Origin of the sequence: Kitasatospora sp. NPDC058162 (assembly GCF_042884005.1) — a bacterium.
In the GTDB taxonomy this organism is placed as follows: domain Bacteria; phylum Actinomycetota; class Actinomycetes; order Streptomycetales; family Streptomycetaceae; genus Kitasatospora.
Genome location: NZ_JBHVUS010000004.1, coordinates 157,683 through 179,251 on the forward strand (window position 1 = coordinate 157,683; position 21,569 = coordinate 179,251).

Annotated in this window: 21 protein-coding genes and 1 riboswitch; of the genes, 7 read left to right on the plus strand and 14 right to left on the minus strand. The window is 72.9% G+C overall.

All coding sequences use genetic code 11. The annotated features are described in order from the left end of the window. Positions 1–8 precede the first annotated feature (8 nt). The 4 genes from ACFVXG_RS09855 to hisC all read right to left on the minus strand — a co-directional run bounded on the left by ACFVXG_RS09855 (position 9) and on the right by hisC (position 4,788). The gene (locus ACFVXG_RS09855) at positions 9–1,220 is read right to left on the minus strand and encodes an ABC transporter permease (RefSeq protein ID WP_387926008.1); all 1,212 of its coding nucleotides are present in this window, start codon (positions 1,218–1,220) and stop codon (positions 9–11) included. Beyond that, complete coding sequence (locus tag ACFVXG_RS09860) at positions 1,217–2,020, minus strand: ABC transporter ATP-binding protein (RefSeq protein WP_387926009.1); 804 nt, start codon at positions 2,018–2,020, stop codon at positions 1,217–1,219. The genes ACFVXG_RS09855 and ACFVXG_RS09860 overlap by 4 nt, the downstream gene beginning before the upstream one ends. A gap of 2 nt (positions 2,021–2,022) precedes the next feature. Beyond that, complete coding sequence (locus ACFVXG_RS09865; protein ID WP_387926011.1) at positions 2,023–3,414, minus strand: efflux RND transporter periplasmic adaptor subunit; 1,392 nt, start codon at positions 3,412–3,414, stop codon at positions 2,023–2,025. Positions 3,415–3,702: 288 nt separating this feature from the next. After that, positions 3,703–4,788 carry a histidinol-phosphate transaminase gene (gene hisC, locus ACFVXG_RS09870; protein ID WP_387926013.1) on the minus strand — a complete coding sequence of 362 codons (1,086 nt, stop codon included), beginning with the start codon at positions 4,786–4,788 and terminating at the stop codon, positions 3,703–3,705. A 357-nt stretch (positions 4,789–5,145) separates the two neighbouring features. Here hisC and ACFVXG_RS09875 point away from each other — a divergent pair, with 357 nt between their 5' ends. The 4 genes from ACFVXG_RS09875 (at position 5,146) to ACFVXG_RS09890 (ending at position 10,552) form a co-directional block, all read left to right on the plus strand. Next, positions 5,146–6,303, plus strand: coding sequence for a LacI family DNA-binding transcriptional regulator (locus ACFVXG_RS09875; protein ID WP_387926015.1), 1,158 nt, complete (start codon positions 5,146–5,148; stop codon positions 6,301–6,303). Between the two features lie 171 nt (positions 6,304–6,474). Beyond that, the gene (locus ACFVXG_RS09880) at positions 6,475–7,791 is read left to right on the plus strand and encodes a metallophosphoesterase (protein WP_387926017.1); all 1,317 of its coding nucleotides are present in this window, start codon (positions 6,475–6,477) and stop codon (positions 7,789–7,791) included. A gap of 300 nt (positions 7,792–8,091) precedes the next feature. Beyond that, entirely contained in the window at positions 8,092–8,934 is an 843-nt protein-coding gene (locus ACFVXG_RS09885; protein WP_387926019.1) for a hypothetical protein, read from the plus strand. 154 nt (positions 8,935–9,088) lie between these two features. Then, a complete protein-coding gene (locus ACFVXG_RS09890; RefSeq protein WP_387926020.1) occupies positions 9,089–10,552 on the plus strand; it encodes an alpha/beta hydrolase family protein in 1,464 nt (487 codons plus the stop codon). Positions 10,553–10,746: 194 nt separating this feature from the next. Here ACFVXG_RS09890 and ACFVXG_RS09895 read toward each other — a convergent pair whose 3' ends face one another. After that, the gene (locus tag ACFVXG_RS09895) at positions 10,747–11,688 is read right to left on the minus strand and encodes a LysR family transcriptional regulator (protein WP_387926022.1); all 942 of its coding nucleotides are present in this window, start codon (positions 11,686–11,688) and stop codon (positions 10,747–10,749) included. 110 nt (positions 11,689–11,798) lie between these two features. On the opposite strand from ACFVXG_RS09895, the gene ACFVXG_RS09900 reads away from it, so the two are divergent. Further along, positions 11,799–12,194, plus strand: a complete 396-nt coding sequence (locus ACFVXG_RS09900) for a VOC family protein (protein WP_387926024.1) — start codon at positions 11,799–11,801, stop codon at positions 12,192–12,194. Positions 12,195–12,258: 64 nt separating this feature from the next. Here ACFVXG_RS09900 and ACFVXG_RS09905 read toward each other — a convergent pair whose 3' ends face one another. The 7 genes from ACFVXG_RS09905 to ACFVXG_RS09935 all read right to left on the minus strand — a co-directional run bounded on the left by ACFVXG_RS09905 (position 12,259) and on the right by ACFVXG_RS09935 (position 17,868). Then, entirely contained in the window at positions 12,259–12,723 is a 465-nt protein-coding gene (locus ACFVXG_RS09905; protein ID WP_387926026.1) for an SRPBCC domain-containing protein, read from the minus strand. Positions 12,724–12,834: 111 nt separating this feature from the next. After that, the gene (locus tag ACFVXG_RS09910; RefSeq protein ID WP_387926028.1) at positions 12,835–13,236 is read right to left on the minus strand and encodes a DUF5994 family protein; all 402 of its coding nucleotides are present in this window, start codon (positions 13,234–13,236) and stop codon (positions 12,835–12,837) included. A gap of 145 nt (positions 13,237–13,381) precedes the next feature. After that, a complete protein-coding gene (locus ACFVXG_RS09915) occupies positions 13,382–14,194 on the minus strand; it encodes a hypothetical protein (protein ID WP_387926029.1) in 813 nt (270 codons plus the stop codon). Positions 14,195–14,341: 147 nt separating this feature from the next. Next, positions 14,342–16,156 (minus strand): phosphomethylpyrimidine synthase ThiC, encoded by a 1,815-nt coding sequence (thiC, locus tag ACFVXG_RS09920; RefSeq protein WP_387926031.1) that lies wholly within the window; start codon positions 16,154–16,156, stop codon positions 14,342–14,344. Continuing rightward, positions 16,151–16,286: riboswitch (TPP riboswitch) on the minus strand. (Overlaps the previous gene by 6 nt.) 179 nt (positions 16,287–16,465) lie before the next feature. Then, entirely contained in the window at positions 16,466–16,666 is a 201-nt protein-coding gene (locus tag ACFVXG_RS09925) for a DUF5326 family protein (protein WP_350507333.1), read from the minus strand. A gap of 183 nt (positions 16,667–16,849) precedes the next feature. After that, the gene (gene tenA / locus ACFVXG_RS09930) at positions 16,850–17,518 is read right to left on the minus strand and encodes a thiaminase II (RefSeq protein ID WP_387926033.1); all 669 of its coding nucleotides are present in this window, start codon (positions 17,516–17,518) and stop codon (positions 16,850–16,852) included. Between the two features lie 32 nt (positions 17,519–17,550). After that, positions 17,551–17,868 (minus strand): cupin domain-containing protein, encoded by a 318-nt coding sequence (locus ACFVXG_RS09935; RefSeq protein ID WP_350507331.1) that lies wholly within the window; start codon positions 17,866–17,868, stop codon positions 17,551–17,553. 155 nt (positions 17,869–18,023) lie between these two features. On the opposite strand from ACFVXG_RS09935, the gene ACFVXG_RS09940 reads away from it, so the two are divergent. Next, entirely contained in the window at positions 18,024–18,404 is a 381-nt protein-coding gene (locus ACFVXG_RS09940) for a phage holin family protein (RefSeq protein WP_387926035.1), read from the plus strand. A 178-nt stretch (positions 18,405–18,582) separates the two neighbouring features. Here the strand turns inward: ACFVXG_RS09940 and ACFVXG_RS09945 are convergent, their stop codons facing one another. Then, the gene (locus ACFVXG_RS09945; protein ID WP_387926036.1) at positions 18,583–19,005 is read right to left on the minus strand and encodes an SsgA family sporulation/cell division regulator; all 423 of its coding nucleotides are present in this window, start codon (positions 19,003–19,005) and stop codon (positions 18,583–18,585) included. A 233-nt stretch (positions 19,006–19,238) separates the two neighbouring features. Here ACFVXG_RS09945 and ACFVXG_RS09950 point away from each other — a divergent pair, with 233 nt between their 5' ends. Further along, entirely contained in the window at positions 19,239–19,784 is a 546-nt protein-coding gene (locus ACFVXG_RS09950) for an NUDIX domain-containing protein (protein WP_387926038.1), read from the plus strand. 60 nt (positions 19,785–19,844) lie between these two features. On the opposite strand, the gene ACFVXG_RS09955 is transcribed toward ACFVXG_RS09950, so the two are convergent. Then, on the minus strand, positions 19,845–21,443 hold the full coding sequence (locus ACFVXG_RS09955; protein WP_387926040.1) for a globin domain-containing protein: 1,599 nt from the start codon (positions 21,441–21,443) through the stop codon (positions 19,845–19,847). Positions 21,444–21,569: the final 126 nt, after the last annotated feature.

A 21,569-nucleotide genomic window follows, 5' to 3' on the forward strand; every position in this document is an offset into this window, starting at 1 on the left:
AAGTGCTCCTACTCGTGCCGGAGGGCGTCGATCGGCCGCAGCGAGGCGGCCCGGTTGGCGGGGTAGCTGCCGAAGAACAGTCCGATGGCGACGGCGATGCCGAAGGCGCCCAGCACGGACTCGGGGATGACCACCGGCTTGATGCCGACGATGCTGAAGTGCGAGCCGACGATCCCCGCCGCCACGCCCAACCCGGCCCCGATCACCGACAGCAGCGTCGACTCGGTGAGGAACTGCCCGAGGATCACGGCCCGAGGGGCGCCGAGCGCCTTGCGGATGCCGATCTCCCGGGTCCTTTCCGTGACCGTCACCAGCATGATGTTGGTGATCCCGATCCCGCCGACCAGCAGCGAGATCGCCGCCACCGCACCGAGCAGCACGGTGAAGGTCTTCGTCGTGCTCTCCCGGGCGGTGAGCAGCGAAGCCTGGTTGGTGATCCGGAAGTCCGCCTTCGTCGGGTCGGTGATCGCGTGCGTCCCGAGCAGCACCCGGGTGATCTCGCTCTGCGCCGCCGTCGTCGTGTCGGCGGACGAAGCCTGCACCAGGATCTGGTTGACCGCCCCGAACCCGGTGAACGCGTTCTGCACGGTCGGCAGCGGTGCGATCACCACGTCGTCCGGGTCGGTGAACCCGCTGCCGCCCTTGGCGGCCAGCACGCCGACCACCGTGAACGGTGTCCCGCCGAGCACGATCTTCTTCCCGACCGGGTCCTCGGTGTCGAACAGCTGCTTGGCCGTCGTGGCGCCGAGCACCGCGACCTTCCGCGAGCCGAGTACGTCGTCGTCCGTGAAGTAATCCCCGTGCGCGACCTTCTGGTTGGAGGTCTCGAAGTACGCGGGGTACGTGCCCACCACCGACCCGGGGCTGTACGAGACGTTCCCGTACAGCGCCGTCGCACTCGTCGTGACCACCGGTGCGACGGACTTGACCGCCGACGGATCGGCGTCGCTCGCCAGCGCCTTGGCGTCGGCGACCGTCAGCTTCTTCACCGAGGAGGTGGCCCGCGAGCCGCCGGCCGCCGAACCGGCGCTGACCGTCAGCGAGTTGGTGCCGAGCGAGGTGATCGAGTCCTTGACCGCCTGGGAGGAGCCGTTGCCCACCGCGAGCAGCAGGATCACCGAGGCGACACCGATCAGCACCCCCAGCATGGTCAGCGCGGAGCGCACCTTGTTGGCGGCCAGGCCGCCGACCGCGAAGCGGAGCGTCTGCCAGAGGATCACGCCGGCACCCCCGCCCGGCGCAGGGCGGGCGGGGGCCCGTCGACCGGCGCCTGCCGGACGTCGCTGACGATCTGCCCGTCGACCAGGCGCAGCACCCGCTTGGCGTGCTGGGCGACCTCGTCCTCGTGGGTGATCAGCACGACCGTGCGGCCGGTGGCGTTGAGCCCGTCGATCAGGCCCAGCACCTCCTCCGTGGAGCGGCTGTCCAGGTTGCCGGTCGGCTCGTCGGCGAGCAGCATCGCGGGCGCCGTGACCAGCGCCCGCGCGACCGCGACGCGCTGCTGCTGGCCGCCGGAGAGCTGGTTGGGCTTGTGCCCGGCGCGCTCGCCGAGGCCGACGAGCGACAGCGCGGCCATCGCCCGCCGCCGGCGTTCGGCGGCGCGGACGCCCGCGTAGGCGAGCGGCAGCTCGACCTGGGCGAGGGCGGTGGTGCGCGGCACCAGGTTGAAGGACTGGAAGACGAAGCCGATCTTGCGGTTGCGGACCAGCGCGAGCTGCTGCTCGTCGAGGTGGCCGACGTCGGTGCCGTCCAGCAGGTAGCGGCCGGAGGTGGGGATGTCGAGGCAGCCGAGGATGTTCATCAGGGTGGACTTCCCGGAGCCCGAACTGCCCATCACCGCGACGTAGTCGCCCTGCGCGATGTCCAGGTCGACGCCGGCCGGCTGGTCCGTCCCGGGCCGGGAGGGGCCGCGCAGGGCGTGCACGGTGGCGTCGCCGTGCCCGTACGACTTGGTGAGCCGGCTGATCCGGATCACGGGTACGGGGTGCGCGGGGACGCGCTTGTCGATGACGTGCTGCATGCTCAGCCCTTACCGCCCCGGCCGCCGCCACCGGCGCCACCCGCACCGCCACCGCCGCCACCGGCGCCGCCCGGGATGCCGACGGCACCGCCGTTGCCGCCCCGGCCGCCACCGCCGCCACCCAGGCCCGGGAAGGAGCCGTTCGGGAAGCCGTTGGTGCCACTGGTGGTGGGGAGTTGGACCTTGTCGCCCGCCTGGAGTCCGGAGACCACCTGCACGGTGCTGTCGCCCTCGACGCCCACGCCGACATCGACCCGCTCGGTGCTGCCGTCGGTGTGCACCACCGTGGCGGTGCGCGAGGTCCCGGTGCCGGAGAGCGCCGAGGTCGGCAGCGAGAGCGCGTTGTCCGCCTCGCCGGTGATCACCTGGACGGTCGCGCTGAGGCCGGTGCGCAGGGTGCTGGTGTCCCCGTTGAGCTGCAGGGTGGCCGCGTACTGGACGGCGGAGGCGCCGGCCGCGCCGCTCCCGCTGCTCGACGGCAGCGAACTGACCGACAGGACGGTCGCGTTGAGCTTGGTGTCGGACTGGGCGTTCAGCGTGACGGTGGCCGCCTCGCCCTTCTTGAGCTTGAGCGAGTCCAGCTCGGAGAAGTTGGCGGTGACCTGCATCCCGGTCGGGTTGGTCAGCACGATGAAGCCGCTCGGGGTGCCCGAACCGGCGCTGCTGCCAGTGGACTTGGCGGAGGAGGCGGACGAGGACCCGGAGGCGGTGGCCCCGACGGTGTCCCCGACCTTCGCCGAGACCGAGGCGACCGTCCCGTCCACCGAGGCGGTGAGCGTCGTCCCGGTCAGCGCCGCCTGGGCGTTGGTGAGGTTGGTCTGCGCTGTGGCGACCTGCTGCTGGGCCTGGGCCACGGCCGCGTCGTCGACCTTGGTGGTGGTGATGGTGGTGGTCTGCGGGGCGGGCGTACTGCTCCCGCCCGCCCCGCGACCGCCACCGCTGCCGCTGCCGCCGCTCGCCGGGGGTGTGGCCCCGGGCAGCGGCTCGGTGGTCGTGGTGGTGACTCCGGCCTGCGCCTTGGTGAGGTTGGCGTTCGCCGTGGTGAGGGCCGACTGGGCGGCGTCCACCTGCTGCTGGGCCGCCGTGGTGTCGACCGTCGCCAGCAGCTGGCCCTTCTTGACGACGTCGCCGACCGCGACCTTGACCGCGGTGAGCCGGCCCCCGGTGGTGAAGTCCTGGGCCGCGTCGGTCGGGGAGGCCAGCGTGCCGGTTCCGGACACGGTGGCCAGGACCGTCCCCTTGGTGACGGTCGCGGTCCGGGCGACCGGCTTGGCGGCGGCCGTGCCGCCGCTGCCGTCGACCGTGGTGTACACCAGGGCCGCACCGCCCAGCAGGGCCACGCCGAGCGCGGAGTTGACGAGGACGGCACCTCGCCGCCGTGGGAACACCTTCATGGCGCACAGCTTCGCCGGGCGCTCTTGCGGCGCCCTGGGCACCGGCTGGGAGAAGACTGACCGGCCGGATCCGGACATCACGCCCATATCAACCAGCCCGTGCGGGCGGCTTGGCCGGGCCGTGGGCGGTCGTTGGCCGAACTCCCAGCGTCCTCCCAGCGATCCCCGGCCATCCGGGAGGGCTTCCTCAGACGGCCCTCAGATCAGCACTGCCCGCACCCGGGAACGCCGCAGGGGCGCACCCCGACCGGAGTGCGCCCCTACAGAGCAAAGGTCCTCAGCCGGACCTCAGCCGTCGATCTCCTTGCGGAAGGCCTCCGCCACCGCCAGGAAGATCGAGTTGCCCTCGGTCTCGCCGATCGAGATCCGCACGCCCTCCGGGAACGGCCGGACCATCACCCCGGCCGCCGCGCAGGCCGCGGCGAAGTCCTGCGAGCGCTCGCCGAGCCCGAGCCAGACGAAGTTGGCCTGCGAGTCCGGGATGTCCCAGCCCTGGGCGCGCAGCCCGGCGACGACCCGGGTGCGCTCCCCGACCAGCGCCTCGACCCGCTCCAGCAGCGCCTCCTCGGCGCGCAGCGAGGCGACGGCGGCGTCCTGGGCGAGCTGGCTGACGCCGAACGGGACGGCGGTCTTGCGCAGCGCGTTGGCGACCGGCTCGTGGGCGATCGCGAAGCCGACCCGCAGACCGGCCAGGCCGTAGGCCTTGGAGAAGGTGCGCAGCACGCAGACGTTGGGGCGGTCGCGGTAGAGGTCGATGCCGTTGGGCACCTCGGCGTCGCGGATGAACTCGATGTACGCCTCGTCGACGACGATCAGGACGTCGCCGGGGACGGCGTCCAGGAAGCTCTCCAGCTCGGCGCGGTGGATCACGTTGCCGGTGGGGTTGTTGGGGTTGCAGACGAAGATCAGCCGGGTGGCCGGGGTGACGGCGGCGAGCATCGCGTCCAGGTCGTGGTCGCCGTTCGCCTTGAGCGGGACCGGGACGGGCGTGGCACCGGCGATCTGGGTGATGATCGGGTAGGCCTCGAAGGAGCGCCAGGCGAAGATCACCTCGTCGCCCGGGCCGGCGGTGGCGAGCAGCAGCGACTGGGCGACGCCGACCGAGCCGGTGCCGAGGGCGATGTGCTCGGCGGGCACGCCGAAGCGCTCGGCCAGGACGGCGGTCAGCTCGCTGACGCCCATGTCCGGGTAGCGGTTGAACGAGCCGGCCGCCGCGACCGCCGCCTCCAGGACGCCGGGCAGCGGGTCGTTCGGGTTCTCGTTCGAGGACAGCTTGTAGGCATCGGCGCCGGCCGGCTTGCCGGGCTTGTAGGTGGGGATGCCGTCCAGGCTCGGGCGCAGGCGCGGGCCCTGGGCTGAGGTACCACTGCTCACGGTCGTACTCCTTCGTCTTCTCTGCCGGTCCGCCCGTCCTCGTACGGTCGGGATCGCCGCCGTACCGCGGGACCTGGCTCCGCTCCGGGGATTCTCGGAACGCGCCCGGACCACCCCGGTCGGGTGCCTTGCACGATACCGACCGCCCTCACCCGTAGGAGTGAGTTGCCCGGACGGGTTACAGGCGCAGATCAGCCATTCTGCCCGGTTCCTTTGGCACATGTCAGAGGTAAGTCGGCTGGTTTCGGGAGGGTATCGAAGGGGCGCACCCCGGCTCACTCTTGGAGAAACGTATCTCCGAAGGCTCCCGATGCGCCGGTCACAGACCCTTGTCAGGAGCCATACGATCGGTCCGCCATGACAGCAGCAGCCAACCAGAGCGGTCGGCGTCCCACCACCTCACGGCGTCTGGAGCGGGCCGGCATCCGGGATGTGGCAGCAGCCGCCGGAGTGTCGATCACCACCGTCTCCGATGCGCTGAACGGTAAGGGCCGCCTGCCCGACGAGACCCGCAGCCGGGTGCGCGAGGTCGCCGAGCGCCTCGGCTACCGCCCCTCGGCGGCAGCCCGCACCCTGCGCACCGGACGGTCCGGCCTGATCGGGCTGACCGTCACGACGTACGGCGAAGAACCCTTCACCTTCACCGAGTTCGCCTACTTCGCCGAGATGGCCCGGGCCGCCACCAGCGCCGCCCTCGGCCGCGGCTACGCGCTGGTGGTGCTGCCCGCCTCCTCCCGCCACGACGTCTGGGGCAACATCGCCCTGGACGGCACCGTGGTGATCGACCCGCCCGACCAGGACCCGCTGGTCAGCGAGCTGTACCGGTCCGGCGTGCCGGTGGTCAGCGACGGCAAGCCCGGCAACTGCCCGGTCACCGCCTGGGTCGACAACGACCACGAGGCCGCGGTGCTCGGCATCCTCGACCACCTCTCCGAAGCCGGCGCCCGCCGGATCGGCCTGCTCACCGGCACCAGCACCGACACCTACACCCGGCTCTCCACCGAGGCCTACCTCGCCTGGTGCGCCAAGGTCGGCCAGGAGCCGGTGTACGAGGCCTACCCCGCGCACGACCCGGCCGCCGGCGCCGTCGCCGCCGACCGGCTGCTCGCCCGCCCGGACCGCCCGGACGCGGTGTACGGCCTGTTCGACCCCAACGGCACCGACCTGCTGGCCGCCGCCCGCCGGTACGGCCTGCGGGTGCCGGACGACCTGCTGCTGGTCTGCTGCAGCGAGAGCGACGTCTACGCGACCACCGAACCGCCGATCACCACCCTCTCGCTCAAACCGCGCAAGATCGGCACCACCGTCGTCAACCTCCTCATCGACGCCATCGAGGGAGTCGACTCCGGCACCGGCGTGGACATCGCCCGGCTCTTCCCGCCGCGCTTCCGCACCGCCGGCACCGGCCCGCCCCCGGGCACCCTGATGCCGACCGAACTGATCGTCCGCGCCTCCTCCCAGCGCCGCAGTCCGCGCACCACCATCAGCCCGCCGCGCCCCCCGGGCGAGGTGTAGCGCAGCGGGCGGGAGGGCGACGAACAGCCGCCGGTGCGCCCACGAAAAACCCACGAGACCCTACCGAGTCGGGGCAAAACGGACCCTGCGGGACCGCCCGGCTGACGCTCCGGAGGATTGGATACCCACCAGGTGACGACGGCGGGAGAGTGGTCTTCCTATGATGGGCGAATGACACCCGAGGACCGCTTCCCCGGACCTGAGCACCCCCACTCAGGCCCCCGCCACCAGCCGGACCTCGACGTGCTGCCCTACGGCACCTACTACGAACCCGAGCCCGCCCCGGGCTACCAGGGCACCCCGTACGAAGCGGAGACCTACAGCGGCTACGGCGGCGCCCGCTACCTGGAACAGCACTGGCCGGACGGCCAGGGGCATGGCCACACCGTCCACGCCCAGGGGCCCGGCCAGGACCAGGGGCACCCGCAGAACCACGGTCAGGTCGGCTACGAGGGCGGCTACGAGCCCCAGGACCACCCCGGCTACGAGCCCACCCTGCCCGACCAGCCCTCCCCCGCCCTCCAGCTCGGCGACCTCGGTGACCAGCGCGGCGACCACCTCGGTGACCAGCGCGGCGACCAGCTCACCGACCGCGACGACCCGCCGACCATCGAACTCGGCCCGCCGCTGCCCGACCCCGCCGCGCCGACCTACCCGTACCCGGCCCCCGGCCCCGGCGAGCCCCCCGGCCCGGTCTACGTCGTCGGCGACGTGCACGGCTACCTCGAGGAGCTGCGCGCCGAACTCCACCACCAGGGCCTGATCGACGACGGCGGCCACTGGTCGGCCGGCCGCGCCCGGATCTGGTTCCTCGGCGACTTCACCGACCGCGGCCCGGACGGCATCGGCGTCATCGACCTGGTCATGCAGCTCGCCGCCGAGGCGGCCGCGGCCGGCGGCTACTGCCGCGCCCTGATGGGCAATCACGAACTGCTCTTCCTCGGCGCCGCCAAGTACGGCGACGAGCCCGTCCAGTCCACCGCCGGCACCGCCTCCTTCCTCGCCGCCTGGCGGCTCAACGGCGGCCAGCAGAACGACCTGGACCGGCTGGAGGCCCACCACATCAGCTGGCTCTCCCGACTGCCCGCCATGGGGCTGGAGGACGGGCACCTGCTGCTGCACTCCGACACCACCGCGTACCTGGAGTACGGCGAGTCCATCCCCGACGTCAACGACGCGGTGCACAGCCTGCTCGCCGACGGCAGCGTGGACGAGTGGTGGGACTGCTTCCGCCGCTTCACCAAGCGCTTCGCCTTCCGCGGCGACGCCGGGCCGACGGCCGTCCACGAGCTGCTCGACACCTTCGGCGGCGCCCGGATCGTGCACGGGCACAGCCCGATCCCGTACCTCACCGGCGCGGTGCACGCGGACGACGGGCAGCCGCCGCACATCCCGGGGCCCTACGTGTACGCGGACGACCTGGCGGTGGCGATGGACGGCGGGGTCACCATGGAGGGCCGGCTGCTGGTCGCGCGACTGCCGATCTGACGGTCCGACCATCAGCTCGGCCCTGCCGAGCAACCCTGATGTCCCCTCACTCATCGGCACCAATGGAACAGTTGTTCCCGGCGCTCGCGTCCCCGCACGCGCGCGGCCCGGGGCGCGAAGTTCCGGAAACCTACTGTCAGTCCGGGCACACCCGCCCCTACCATGAGGCACACCACACCCGGCCGCCCGTCCGGCGGCCCGCCTCCGCGCCCGCCCCGGCGTCCTGAGGGTGTCCCGCGTCCTCGATGCGGCCCCGCGTCCTCGCCGCCGGGCCGGGGGTTCCGCATGAACGGGGTCCCCATGTCCAACCCCCCGCCGCTGCTCGCCGAGGACCGCCCGGAGTACGAGCGCCTCCTCGGCGAAGCCCTGCGCGACCGCACCGTCCTCACCGCCCTGCGCGCCCCCGGCGCGCTCAGCACCGACCAGCTCCGCGTCCTCGCCCTGCGCGACGCCGACACCGTCAACACGGCCGCCGCCACCGAGTACGCCCACTACACCGCGCTGCGCGAGAACCTGCGCGCCACGCCCCCGCCGGCGGCCGACGTCGAACCGTACGCCCCCGGCCTGCTCAGCCAGCTGCGCTCCGCCAACGGCGGCGCCGGGCTGTTCCCCGTCCTCACCGTGCTCACCCCGATCCTCGCCTGGGCCGCCGCACTCGTCCTGCTGCTCGTCGGCTACCTGATGCGCGCCACCGACTCCCGCCTCGTCCTCGCCCGCTCGATGGTCACCGCCGGCTGGGTGGCGCTGGCCGCCGGGGTCGCCGCCATGGCCGTCGGCGTCATCGGCCTGCTGCTCACCGCCTTACGCGACGGCGCCGCCGCCGTCCCGGCCGGGACCGACCCCGAGCTGGCCGCCGAACTCGCCGCCGCCCGCGCGGAGTGGCGCACCGCCCTGCGCGAACACGGCCTGCTGCCCTACCTCCACAGCCGGCTGCCCGCCGTCGCCGGCCGCCCGGCCCCCGGCTTCACCAGCCCGGACTTCACCGGCCCCGGCTACAGCCCGCCGGCCTTCACCAGCCCCGGCCCCGACGGCATCACCGACCCCGCGGGCCGCAGCCCCCGCCCCGCCGCCTTCACCCCGCCCGACTTCACCGGCCCCGGCTACACCCCGCCCGACTTCACCGGCCCGGACGAGGTCGGCTGACCACCGTCCCCCACCCCACCGGGCCCGCACCAGGCCCGACTCGACCGACCGGGGGGAATCCCCACCCCCGGTCCGGTGGCCGCCACCATCCCCCCGGCACCGCCCGCCCCGCCAAGCTGGAACCCACCAGGAACCGACCCGGGGGAGACCAGTCATGGGCACCGCACGGACCAGACCACCACGTACCGCCGCGACGGCGCTGCTGACCGCGGCACTGCTGGCCGCCCTGCTCGCGCTGTGCCCCGGAGCCGGCCGGGCGAGCGCGGCCGACCGCACCGCAGGCGCCCAACCCGCCGACGCCCAACCCGTGGCCACCCGGGTCGAGTTCACCGGCGCCGGCGGCACCGTCCTGCACGGCCAGATCCTGACGCCGCCCGCCGCGACCGGCGCCCCCACCCCCGGGCTGGTCATGGTCGCCGGGGCCGGTCCCGGCCCGGCGAGCGGCCTGCGGGCAGCGGCGGAGGCGTACGCGCGGCGCGGCATCACCACGCTGATCTACGACAAGCGCACCGACGGCTACTCGACGACCCACCGGGACTACGGCCAGCTCGCCGACGACGCCCTCGCCGCCGTCCGCCTCCTGCGCTCGCGGCCGGAGGTCCAACCGGCGCAGGTGGGTCTCTGGGGACTCTCCGAGGGCGCCTGGGTGGTCTCGCTCGCCGCCACCCGCTCCACCGACGTCGCGTACCTGGTCACCGCCGGAGCGGCCGGGCTCCCACCGGCCCGCCAGCAGGCCTGGGCCTACGGCGGCTACCTGCGCCACGCGGGGATCTCCGGCTCGCTGCTGACCGCCCTTCAGGACACCTCGGTCCGCCAACTCACCGCCGCCGGGCTGTTCGCCGAGGCCGACTACGACCCGGTGCCGGTATGGGAACGGGTCCACCAGCCCGTCCTGGCCGAGTGGGGCACGCTCGACCGCGAAGCGGCCCCCGAGGAGAGCGCCCCGATCATCCGCCAGGCCCTCGACCGGGCCGGCAACACCCACTACACCCTCCGGACCATCCCCGGCGTCCGGCACAACCTGCACCTGACCCACGACGGCGGCTACGACCGGATCGATCAACTGCCCACCGACTACGCCGACTACGAGGCCGCCTGGATCCACCGGCTCGCCACCGCCCTGCCGCCGGTGTCCGTCGACCCGGCGCCGCACCAGGACGGCGTGAGCCGTCCGCTCGCCCCACTCGCCTGGTACGAGTCCGGCGGACTCCAGGCCCTCGCCCTCGCCGTCTGCCTGGCGGGCTTCCTCGGATACGCGCTGACCGGCGCCGTCCGCCGGATCCGCCGCCGCCCCCGCCCGGCCGCCCTGCCACGAGCCGCCCGCTGGGCGTCCGCGGCCGGCACCGCCGCCGTCCTGGGCGGGCTCGGCTACCTGCTCTTCCTGGCCGCAACCGCCGCCATGTCCCCCGGCCCCGTCCTGTTCGGCCGCCCGGTGGTGTGGCTGGCCGTCCAGTTGCTCGCCCTGCTCACCGTCGCGGCCGTCGGCACCGCCGCCGTCACCACCGTGCGCCGACGGGCCGCCCTGCCCGTCGCGGACCGTGCCCGGCTCGGCGCGCTCCTGCTGGCCGGGGCGGTCTTCGTGCCCTGGGCGGTCGGCTGGGGCCTGCTGCTCCCCTGACCCACGGCGCGCCACCTCAGCACCCGTTCGGCGGCCGCGGCCCGCTCCGCCTCCAGCACCCCGCCGGACCCGAACTCCGGTTCCACCGCCTCCACCGCGAGACCCTGGAACTCCCCGCCGACCCCGCGACCGCCGCCCACCTCCGGCAGCTGACCCAGCCGTCCCCGGCCCGCCTCCGCGCGATCTCCTGACCCTCACCCGCCCGTTGCCACGCCCGTCCGCCCGGCGCCGGCGGCCACCTCGGCCGCCGCCCGGACGAACTCGCGGACCCGCTCGGTGCCGTTGCCCGGCAGCCAGACCGGGCCGCGTTCGATCGGCGGGGCGTCGTGGATCGGGACGTAGGCGAGGTCGGGGCGCGGGTAGTACTGGCGGCAGTGCAGGCCGACCGGGAGGACGCCGCGGCCCATGGCGACCAGGCTGAGCATCTCGGAGAACGTCCCGCCGGACGGGCCCTTGGGGACGGGACGGCCGGACGGGGTGCGGTCGGGGGTGCGGTCGCGCTTGAACCCGACCGAGGTCACCGCCGGGTACTGCACCACCGGGTGGTCCCCCAGCACTTCGAGCGACACCGAGGCCTCGGCGGCCAACGGGTGCCCGGCCGGCACCGCCAGGGCGCGCTGCTCGGTGAGCAGGACGGGGCCGATCGCCATGCCGTCGAAGGGGTAGGAGGCGACCAGGATGTCGATCGAGCCGTCCTCCAGGCTGGAGCGGGAGTTGGAGAGCTGCACCTCCCGCACGTCCACCCGGCAGTCCGGGTGCCGCTCGCCGAACAGCGCGACCGCCCTGAGCAGCACCGGCGCCGTCCACTCGCCGAGGAACGCGACCCGCAGCTCACCGGTCACCCCGCGGCCGGCGTCCACCGCCCGGCGCAGCGCCTCCTCCATCGCGGCCACCACCGGGGCGAGGTCCGCGGCCAGCTGCCGCCCGACCGGGGTGATCCGGACCGACCGGCTGGTCCGCTCGAACAGCGGTGCGCCGACCCGGCGTTCCAGCTTCTGCACCACCTGGCTGACCCGGCCGGTGGTCAGGCCCAACAGCTCGGCGGTCCGCCCGAAGTGCAGTTCCCCCGCGAGGGCGAGGAAGACCTCGATCTCCAGCCGCTCCAGCATGCCGCCCCACCCCTTCACACCATGCATCGTTTAATCCGACTCAACGATCGTACGGCGATCAGTCGTTGATGATCACCCCGGGCCGGAGGATCGTGGAACCCGTCACCAAGCGAACCCCCAGCAAGGAGCCGATCACCATGCGCGTCGTCGCCCTCGACCACCTGGTCCTCAACGTCGCCGACATCGAGCGGTCGCTCGCCTTCTACACCGGCCTGCTCGGCCTGGAGCCCGTCCGGGTCGACGAGTGGCGGGCCGGCAAGGTCTCCTTCCCCTCCGTCCGGGTCAACGGCGCGACGATCATCGACCTCTTCCACCGCCCCCGCCACGAGTCCAACGTCGACCACATCTGCCTCGTCGTCGAGCCCCTCGACTGGCAGGAGGTCGTCGACTCCGGCGTCTTCACCGTCCTCGACGGCCCCGGCCCCCGCTTCGGCGCCCGCGGCACCGCCACCTCCCTCTACGTCCAGGACCCGGACGGCAACACCGTCGAACTCCGCTGGTACCCCCAGGACGTCGCCGACGCGGCCGTCTGACAGAGCAGGGTGCCGCCCCGGACCCTCGGGGGAGGACCGGGACGGCACCCGCGGAACGACGGCCTCAGCCCCGGGCGGCGAGGTGCTCGACCAGGCGGTCGAAGCTGGAGTTGAGGCCCGCCTCGGCCTGCGGGCCGAGGAACATCGCCGGTACGTCGCGCTGGTGCAGCACCACCCGGGTCCGGCCGTCACCGAGGTCGGTGAAGGTCAGCGTGGAGTGCATCGCGGTGCCGTCCACCGCCATCGTGAAGGACTCGTCGGGCCGGATCTCGGTGATCCGCGCCTTCAGCGGGTACCGGTCACCGGTGGCCTCGATGACCATGGTGCTGTCGTAGCGCCCGCCCACCTCCGGCTCGATGGTCACCGTGTCCAGCGGCACGTGGGTGCCCACCGGGCCCCAGAAGCGGACGAACTGCTCCGGCTCGACGTACGCCCGGAACACGTCGGCCGGCGTGCCCGGCAGCTCCCGGGTGAGGGTCAGCTCGCCCAGGCCCTCGGTCATCTCGGTCGTCGCAGTCATCTCGGTCATCCCGGTATCCCCTCAGCAATCACATCGTCGCTTGCACAGGGGTAGACCGGAGTCGCGTCGAGAACTCATCGCCCTCCGGGAAAATTCTTCGCGGAGATCCTTCGCCGGCCGTCAGCCGAGCAGGAGCTCCGCGGCCGGGGTGTGGTTCCCGGTCGCCGAGGCGCCGGCCATCGCGGAAGCCGCCGTCGCCGGGGCGGTGCCGGGCGGCACCACCAGCAGCAGGAAGTGGTCCTGGAAGCCCCGGGTGACGCTGATCGTCGCGTCGCTGCCGGTGAACCAGTTGATCTTGATCGTCAGGCCGTTCGCCGCGACCGACCGGGGCACTCCGCTCCACGCCGAGGTGTCCAGACCGACCCGGACGATGCGCCCGAAGTGGGCACCGAGCGCGGTGATCAGGTCCGGCAGTTCCGCCAGCACCCGGTCCGAGCGGGGCCACCAGGCACCGTCGAAGACGCCCTGCCGCGACATCGTCGGCTCGAGCTCCAGCCGCGGCAGCAGCGGAGTACCGGGCACCGTCCACGGCCCTGGAGCGGCGGAGCTGGGGAGAGGAATCGGCATCATCAGGAGCCGCCCGTCCGGTCCACGCGGGACCCATCACGACCCAGGGCGACGTCGGCGCTGATGCCGGTGTACGAAATGTCCTCGGCTGTCTCCCACGCTATTCCGCCACACCCCCGTCCGGACTCCGCCAGACAGCCAGGCCCTCGTACGTGAAGACACAGCGGAGCCCCACCCACTCCTCGGCGTCGTCGCAGCGGAGGGAGCGGTCCGCGAAGGCGGTTCGGAGGTCTTCGAGCGGTATCACCGTGAAGGCCTCGCCCGTCTCCACGGGGAAGTGGCGGACCTCGAGCCAGCCCTCACGCACGTACGGGAGCAGGGGAGCGAGCTGGCGATCGACCCACTCGGAGAGCTCCACGCCGGTCAGCTCGGTCGGCAGGTCCTCCCAGATGCCGAACGGCCCGGTGAGCATGCCGCTGAACTCGGCGGCAGAGATCAGCACCCTCTGTTGCTCGCGGGAGAGCTCGTCCCAGGCGGGCAGACCGTCACCGGTCGGAGCCGGAAGCGCGCTCGCGTGCCACGACTCGCGTGCGGACTCGGTGGCGTGCAGGTCGAACGTCACTGCCGTCTTCGGGCTCCAGAGCCAGTTGGCCGGCTCGGCGAGAACCTCCCGGAGCGCCGGGCCGGTCACCACGGGATCGGTCGGGGCAGCACCGAGCCCCTGCCGGGTCCGGACGGTGAGCAGGCCGCGCTCGACGAGGTCCAGCGCAACCGCAGCCAACTGCGGTACCAGAGCGCGCTGTTCGTCCCGGGTGTAGCTGCGCAGCGGCGGAGCATCGTTCGCCCCGGCCCACCGGAGATCAATTCCGTACTGCTGGGCCGTTCCGGCCAGACACGACTGCCACAGACCACAGCGCATCAGCGTCTGCTCGGCCGGGCTCAAGGCATTCCAGGGCTTCACGGCACGGATCATCCCAGGCACGGCCCCGCGTCACCGAGCGGATTTCCGCGCGGCAACGGCCCTGCCGCCGGACCGGCACCAGCCCGGAGGCCGGAGCCCGCCACCCCGAAGCGCTGCTCCAGGAACCGTCCCTGGAGCAGCGCCTGCGTCGGTGCGATGTCAGTCGGCCAGCGGGAGGTACACCCGGTTGCCCTGGGCGGCGAACTCCTCGGACTTGGCCTGCATGCCGGCCAGCGCCTCAGCGTCGAAGTCGCTGGAGACGGCCGTGGAGCCGTCGCCGTGCTCGTCGCGGATCTTCTGGCTGATCTTCATCGAGCAGAACTTCGGGCCGCACATCGAGCAGAAGTGGGCCGTCTTGGCGGGTTCGGCGGGGAGGGTCTCGTCGTGGAACTCGCGGGCGGTCTCCGGGTCGAGGGCCAGGTTGAACTGGTCCTCCCAGCGGAACTCGAAGCGGGCGTCGGAGAGGGCGTCGTCCCAGGCCTGGGCGCCGGGGTGGCCCTTGGCGAGGTCGGCGGCGTGGGCCGCGATCTTGTAGGTGATCACGCCGGTCTTGACGTCGTCCCGGTTGGGCAGGCCCAGGTGCTCCTTGGGCGTGACGTAGCAGAGCATCGCGGTGCCCCACCAGGCGATCATGGCGGCGCCGATGCCCGAGGTGATGTGGTCGTAGCCGGGGGCGACGTCGGTGGTGAGGGGGCCGAGGGTGTAGAACGGCGCCTCGTCGCAGATCTCCTTCTGGAGATCCATGTTCTCCTTGATCTTGTTCATCGGGACGTGGCCCGGGCCCTCGATCATCACCTGGACGTCGCGCTCGCGGGCGATCCGGCCGAGCTCGCCGAGGGTCTGCAGTTCGGCGAACTGGGCCTCGTCGTTGGCGTCGGCGATGGAGCCGGGGCGCAGGCCGTCACCGAGCGAGAAGGTGACGTCGTAGGCGGCGAGGATGTCGCAGAGTTCCTCGAAGTTGGTGTAGAGGAAGTTCTCCTGGTGGTGCGCCAGGCACCAGGCGGCCATGATCGAGCCGCCGCGCGAGACGATGCCGGTCTTGCGGCGCGCGGTGAGCGGGACGTACCGCAGCAGCACGCCGGCGTGGACGGTCATGTAGTCGACGCCCTGCTCGCACTGCTCGATGATGGTGTCCCGGTAGACCTCCCAGCTCAGCTCCTCGGCCTTGCCGTCGACCTTCTCCAGGGCCTGGTAGAGCGGCACGGTGCCGATCGGCACGGGGGAGTTGCGCAGGATCCACTCGCGGGTGGTGTGGATGTTGCGGCCGGTGGAGAGGTCCATGACGGTGTCGGCGCCCCAGCGGGTGGCCCAGGTCATCTTCTCCACCTCCTCCTCGATCGAGGAGGTGACGGCGGAGTTGCCGATGTTGGCGTTGATCTTCACCAGGAAGTTGGTGCCGATGATGGCCGGCTCCACCTCGGGGTGGTTCACGTTGACCGGGATGACGGCGCGGCCGCGGGCCACCTCGTCCCGGACGAACTCCGGCTCCAGGCCTTCGCGCAGCGCCACGAACTCCATCTCCGGCGTCACCACGCCCCGCTTGGCGTAAGCGAGTTGGGTGACGGCGGCGCCACCGCGGCCGCGCAGCGGGCGGCGCGGGCGGCCGGGGAAGACGGCGTCCAGGTTGCGCAGGTTGCCGCCGCGCGGGGAGGTGTGCTTGATCCCGTCGTCCTCGGGGCGCGCCTCGCGGCCGTCGTACTCCTCGACGTCGCCGCGCAGGCGGATCCAGGAGTCGCGCAGGGCGGGCAGGCCGCGGCGCACGTCGGGCTCGTACGCCGGGTCGGTGTACGGGCCGGAGGTGTCGTACAGCGGGACGGTCCGGCCGTTGGTGAGCTGCACCTCGCGGAACGGGACCCGCAGGTCGGGGCGGGATCCGTCGCGGTAGGCCTTGCGCCAGGCCGGGGTCGGGTAGCCCGTGCGCTCGCTGCTGGGGGCGCTCTGGGCAGACTGCGGCTGTGCGTCGAACGTGGTCATCTGACCTCTACTCCCTACGCCGGCATTACCCGGTCCAGGTTCCTGCGGTCGACGCAGCCGTCGGTCCGTCCGTCGACGGTCCGGTCAGCGCCCTCTCAGCCCGGTGCTCCGAGCTCCCGCGTCGCAGGCGGTGTTGCCTGCACATGACGCCCAACACCGTAGCGAGCCGATCGCCGCAGGTCCAGACGGTCTCCGAACGGAACCGGTGGGGAACCGGCGGGGAACCGACCGGGGAAAAGGCCGAGGCCCGGCCCCCGCGGACGGGGTGCCGGGCCTCCGGGAGTGCTCCGCGCGGCGCGCGGAGCGGGGTCAGCCCTTGGCGGCCTTCTTGACCAGGATCACCACGGCGGCGGCGATGCCGACGACCACCAGCAGCTTGATCACGATGCTCAGCAGGGCGCCGACCACGCCGAACACGAAGGCGATGATGTTCCAGGCCAGCACCAGGACCAGCACCGGGATGACGATGTTGCGCACCCAGGAGGGCAGCGACTTCCAGAGCTCAGCCATGTCGGTTCCTCTTCTCCCCTCGGGTCGGCCGCCGTCCGGTAACCGCATCCCGCTTGCTTTCGATGCTTCGATCGTACGGTGGCGCGGGCGCCGTAACGAGGGCCAACGGCCCGGAGAGAACCCCTAGATCACCCCGATCCGACCCCCCGGGGGGACCCCCGAGAAACGGCGGGGGGTGCCGGATCAGACCGGCCAGCGCTCCCCGCGCCAGGCGGCGTCCCAGAACATCCACTCGTAGCGCGAGGTGGTCCCGAAGTGCTCGACCACCCGGCGGCGTTCGGCCGCCGAGAGCTCCTCGCCGAGCCGGTCGGTGAGCGCCAGCACCCGGCGGACCACGGACTGGAAGGCCTCGTCGCCGTAGGTGGCGATCCACTTGGCGTACAGCGGGTCGGGGGAGCCCTGGGCGAGCAGTGCCTCGCCGACCCGGGCGTAGATCCAGTAGCACGGCAGCACCGCGCCGAGCGCCTCGGCGAAGGAGCCGCCGTAGACGGTGGCCAGCAGGTAGCTGGTGTAGGCGCGGGTGGTCGGCAGCACCGGTTCGGCGGCGGCCTCGGCGGCGGTGCCGCCGAAGGCGGTCAGGAACTCGGCGTGCATGCCCTGCTCGGCGGCCAGCGCGCCGACCGCGTCGTCGGCGAAGGCCCGGACGTCCGCCTCGCCGGGGGCCTTGGCGGCGCAGACGGCGAGGGCGCGGGCGTAGTCGCGCAGGTAGTGCGAGTCCTGGACGACGAAGTGGCGGAAGGCCTCGCGCGGCAGGGTGCCGTCGGTGAGGCCGCCGATGAAGGGGTGGGCGAGGATCTCGGCGTAGATCGGCTCGATCGACGCCCAGAGCTCGTCGGTGAGGCTACGGGTCATGCGAACGACCATAACGACCGTGGGGCCGGTCCTCAGTCCTCCGGCGGGGAGAACACCACCAGCACCCGCAGTTCCTCGGTGATGTGGTGGAACCGGTGCGGGGTGCCGGCCGGGACGTACACCACGGTGCCGCGCCCGACGGTCGTGGTCTCGGCGCCGACCGTCAACTCGGCGCGGCCGCTGATCACCTGGTAGATCTCGTCCTGGTCGTGCGCGGTCTGGGTGTCGGTGTCGCCGGGGGCGAGCGCGTACAGCCCGGCGGACATCCGCGGTTCGCGCAGGAACCGCAGGTACGCACCGTCGTTGGCCGCCCGCTCGGCGTCCAGTTCGTCCAGCCGGAACACCTTCACCGCTGCCGTCCTCCTTCGTCCGTCACCACCGCCGCGGCCGCCGGGCCCCCGCCCGTCGGCTCCGCCCCGTCCACCTCCAGGACCAGGGGCATTCAACACCAACTCGTCCGATGGGAGCTTCCCCCGCGGCGGGGCGCCTGTCAGGCTTGGGCGGCATGAAGGGTTTCGTCATCAAAACACTGATCAACGCGGCGGCCATCTGGGTCGCCGCCTGGATCGTCAGCGGCATCCAACTCGCCGAGGGCAAGGCCGACTGGCAGCACAAGGCGCTGACGGTGCTCGGCGTCGCCGTGGTGTTCGGCCTCATCAACTGGCTGATCAAGCCGGTGGTGAAGCTGTTCTCCTTCCCGTTGTTCATCCTCACGCTGGGACTGATCACCTTCGTGATCAACGCCCTGATGCTGATGCTCACCTCGTGGGCGTCCACCAGGCTGGAGTTGGACTTCCACGTGACCACCTTCGGCTCGGCGCTGGTGGGTTCACTGATCATCAGCCTGGTCTCCTGGGGCCTGCACCTGGCCCTGGACGACGACTGAACCCGTCGTGCGCGGTGTCGCACGCGGCCGTGGAAGGGGCCCGTGCCCGGGTGGTCCACCGGGTACGGGCCCCTTCGTCCGAACCGGCCCGGCCGGAACCGGCGCCGCCCGCACGACGGAACCGGCCCGGCCGGAACCGGCGCCGCCCGCACGACGGAACCGGCCCGGCCGGGAGCGCTCACCCCGCGTCGCACCCCCGGAGGATGTCCGCGAGCTTGGCCTCGAGCTCCTTGCCGGTGAGCTCCTGCCCCATCGCCACCAGCCGGTCGGTCCGCGCCAGGAAGGCGACCAGCGGCGCCGACGGGGCGTGCAGCACCGCGTCCCCGTTGGGGCAGCGCAGCGCGATGCGGACCTCCGAGAGCTCCCCGCCGACCGGGTGGATGTGCACGTCGCCCTCGCCGGACGGGGCGCTGAGGCCGTCCAGCAGCAGCTCGCGCGCGAAGACCCAGGGGACCGGGGCGTCACCGGGCAGGTGGAAGGTGAACCGCACCGCGTACGGATCGCCGGCCTCGTACGCCAGGTCCACCACGATGCTGAAGGACAGCTCGGGCGAGACCACGAGGTTCATCACCAGGTGCCCCTGGACTGTGCTGTGCTGCATGGCGCCAGTACCTCATGCTTTCGACGGTTTCGTGCAGGCCATCCACGTTCAGCCCTCATCGTCCCTGTTCGGGGATGAAGTGGACAAGGTGTCCCTTTTCCAAAGGTGTGCTTTTCCCCCGGTGAACGCCGCAGGCGGGTGAACAGGGGCGGCGTTTCGACCCTTTCCCAGGGTTTCGACCGTTTCCCTCCACGGGGAGACTCCCGCACAACGCTCCAGCCCCGGAGGTCGCCATGGGCCCCGACAACCGAACCCCGCCGCCGCCGCGCCCGGTGGTCAAACGGACCGCGCGGGCGATCCTGCTGGAGCTGGACCCGGACGACCCGCACGGCCCGGCCTCGATCGTGCTGATCCGGCGGGTCCGGCCCGGGGCGCCGCACCCGTACTGGATCACCCCGGGCGGCGGGGTCGAGCGCGAGGACCGCACGGTGGTCGAGGCGCTGCACCGCGAGGTGGACGAGGAGCTGGGCGGCAAGGTCGTGGACGTGGTGCCCGCCTTCGTCGACACCATCAGCCACACGCACCACGACGACGGCACCCTGCTGCACCCCCACGGGGTCAAGGTCCAGCACTTCTTCGTCTGCCGACTGGCCTCGATGGACCTCAGCCGGCGGCACGGGCCCGAGGTGACGGACCCGAACGGCGAGTACGAGGTGGTCCGGCTGCCCTTCACCCGCGAGGGCGTGACCTCGGTGAACGTCGTCCCGCCCCGGCTCCGGGCGTACCTCGCCGCCAACATCGAGGGCATCCGCGCGCTCCTCGCGCCCGACCTCGGCTGACCGGCCGGGCCCCGGCCCGGGCCCGGTCCGACCCCGGCCCAACCCCCTGTCCTCCGCGCGCTATCCCGCCGCCAGTTCGCCGACCAGGTCGTGCCGGATCCGCTCGGCCGGCAGGCCCGCCCGCAGCAGCACCCCGACCCCGCGCCGGATCATCGCGGGCGGGCCGCTGAGCACCGCCTCCCGACCGTCCCACGGGCCGAACCGGCCCACCACCTCGGGCAGTTCGCCGGTCAGCACGCCCTCGGCCGGGCCGGTGCCGGACAGCACCGGCCGTACGGTCAGCCGGGGCAGCCGCCCGGCCAGCTCGCGCAGCCCGTCCAGCTCGTACAACTCGGCGGCGCTGCGGGCCCCGTAGAACACCTCGACGCTGCGGCCGGAGGCGCCGTACTCGGCAGCCTCCTCGACCAGGGCGCGGATCGGCGCGATGCCGGTGCCGCCGCCGAGGCAGAGCAGGTCGGCGCCGGAGGCGTGGTCGAGGGTCATCGCGCCGGTCGCCGGGCCCAGTCGCAGTACGTCCCCGGGGGCGGCCCGGTGCACCAGCGCGTTGCTCACCCAGCCCGCCTGGACGGCCTTGACGTGGAAGGTCAGCAGCCCGTCCGGCCGGGGCGCGGAGGCGAAGGAGTAGTGCCGCCAGACCCGCGGCCACCAGGGCGTCTCCAGGCTGCAGTACTGGCCGGCCCGGAACGGGTACGCCTGGTCGGGGCGGACGGTGAGCACCGCGACGTCCCGGGTGCGCTGCTCGTGCCGGACCACCTCGCCCTGCCACCAGGGCGGGGAGGTGCGGGCGGCCTCCTCGGCGGCCTCGATCATGATGGTGGAGATCAGCCGGTAGGCGCGCCGCCAGGCCAGTTCGGTCTCCGCGTCCCACCGGCTGCCCGCGTACCGGGCCAGCGCCTGCACCAGGCACTCGCCGACCGGGGCGTAGTGGCCGGTCAGGGTGCCGTAACGGCGGTGGCCGCGGCCGAGCGCGCTCAGCCGGGTGCGCAGCGCGGCCGGGTCCTCGGCGCCGCGGGCGGCGGCCAGCAGGGCTCGGAACAGCCGGTCGCGCTGGACGTCCATGGCGGCGGGGAAGAGCGAGCGGACCTCGGGGTGGTGCAGGAAGAGCAGGGCGTAGAAGTGCGCGGTGGCCCGGTCGGCGACCGGTTCGACGAGCGCGAGGCTGTCCCGGATCAGCTCGATGTCCCGTGCGGTGAGCGGGAGTTCGGTGCCGTCGGCGCTCGGCACGACAGCACTCGGCACGACGGCGCTGGACATGATGGCGGGCGGTGCGGACGGCCCGGGCGGGGTGTACTGGGCGGTCGGCTGCGCCGCCCAGGCGTCGCTCCAACTGTCGCCCGGCCCTGCCCAGTTGAGCCCGGGCGCATCGGTGAACAGGGGCTGGAAGGCGGGCGAGGTGCCGGTGGTCGAGGGCGCCTGCGGGTAGCTGGGCGCGGGGACGGCCGGCGGCTCGACGGGCGGCGGCGGGATCACCGGGTGCACCGGCGGCATCGGCGGGAGGTCGGGCGGGTCCAGCGGCATCGGCGGCCGGACGGCCCGGGCCTCCTCCGTCGCCACCGCCACCGCCACGGGTTCGGGCGGCGACTGCGGCAGGCCCGGGACGGAGGCGGCCCCCGCCGAGCCGTGCCCGGTGCGGATCAGGAGTGTTCTGCGGGACTTCACCGCTACGTTTCGAGTACCCAAGAGAATCGTTTCGCCTCCGGCCGGCCTGCGCCACCACCTGGCTTGTCTCTGCTGACGCCTAGGCAGCGTGGCACGCCCGAACTGCTCATCCGACAAATCGCGGGA

Excerpts from the sequence above, each read along its gene's own strand:
- ACFVXG_RS09915 (WP_387926029.1), bottom strand. The coding sequence starts at position 14,194 with ATGATCCGTGCCGTGAAGCCCTGGAATGCCTTGAGCCCGGCCGAGCAG.
- ACFVXG_RS09900 (WP_387926024.1), top strand. The coding sequence starts at position 11,799 with ATGCGCGTCGTCGCCCTCGACCACCTGGTCCTCAACGTCGCCGACATC.
- ACFVXG_RS09945 (WP_387926036.1), bottom strand. The coding sequence starts at position 19,005 with ATGCAGCACAGCACAGTCCAGGGGCACCTGGTGATGAACCTCGTGGTC.
- ACFVXG_RS09925 (WP_350507333.1), bottom strand. The coding sequence starts at position 16,666 with ATGGCTGAGCTCTGGAAGTCGCTGCCCTCCTGGGTGCGCAACATCGTC.
- ACFVXG_RS09895 (WP_387926022.1), bottom strand. The coding sequence starts at position 11,688 with ATGCATGGTGTGAAGGGGTGGGGCGGCATGCTGGAGCGGCTGGAGATC.
- ACFVXG_RS09950 (WP_387926038.1), top strand. The coding sequence starts at position 19,239 with ATGGGCCCCGACAACCGAACCCCGCCGCCGCCGCGCCCGGTGGTCAAA.
- tenA (WP_387926033.1), bottom strand. The coding sequence starts at position 17,518 with ATGACCCGTAGCCTCACCGACGAGCTCTGGGCGTCGATCGAGCCGATC.
- ACFVXG_RS09880 (WP_387926017.1), top strand. The coding sequence starts at position 6,475 with ATGACACCCGAGGACCGCTTCCCCGGACCTGAGCACCCCCACTCAGGC.
- ACFVXG_RS09905 (WP_387926026.1), bottom strand. The coding sequence starts at position 12,723 with ATGACCGAGATGACTGCGACGACCGAGATGACCGAGGGCCTGGGCGAG.
- ACFVXG_RS09890 (WP_387926020.1), top strand. The coding sequence starts at position 9,089 with ATGGGCACCGCACGGACCAGACCACCACGTACCGCCGCGACGGCGCTG.
- ACFVXG_RS09860 (WP_387926009.1), bottom strand. The coding sequence starts at position 2,020 with ATGCAGCACGTCATCGACAAGCGCGTCCCCGCGCACCCCGTACCCGTG.
- thiC (WP_387926031.1), bottom strand. The coding sequence starts at position 16,156 with ATGACCACGTTCGACGCACAGCCGCAGTCTGCCCAGAGCGCCCCCAGC.
- ACFVXG_RS09940 (WP_387926035.1), top strand. The coding sequence starts at position 18,024 with ATGAAGGGTTTCGTCATCAAAACACTGATCAACGCGGCGGCCATCTGG.
- ACFVXG_RS09875 (WP_387926015.1), top strand. The coding sequence starts at position 5,146 with ATGACAGCAGCAGCCAACCAGAGCGGTCGGCGTCCCACCACCTCACGG.
- ACFVXG_RS09885 (WP_387926019.1), top strand. The coding sequence starts at position 8,092 with ATGTCCAACCCCCCGCCGCTGCTCGCCGAGGACCGCCCGGAGTACGAG.
- ACFVXG_RS09865 (WP_387926011.1), bottom strand. The coding sequence starts at position 3,414 with ATGAAGGTGTTCCCACGGCGGCGAGGTGCCGTCCTCGTCAACTCCGCG.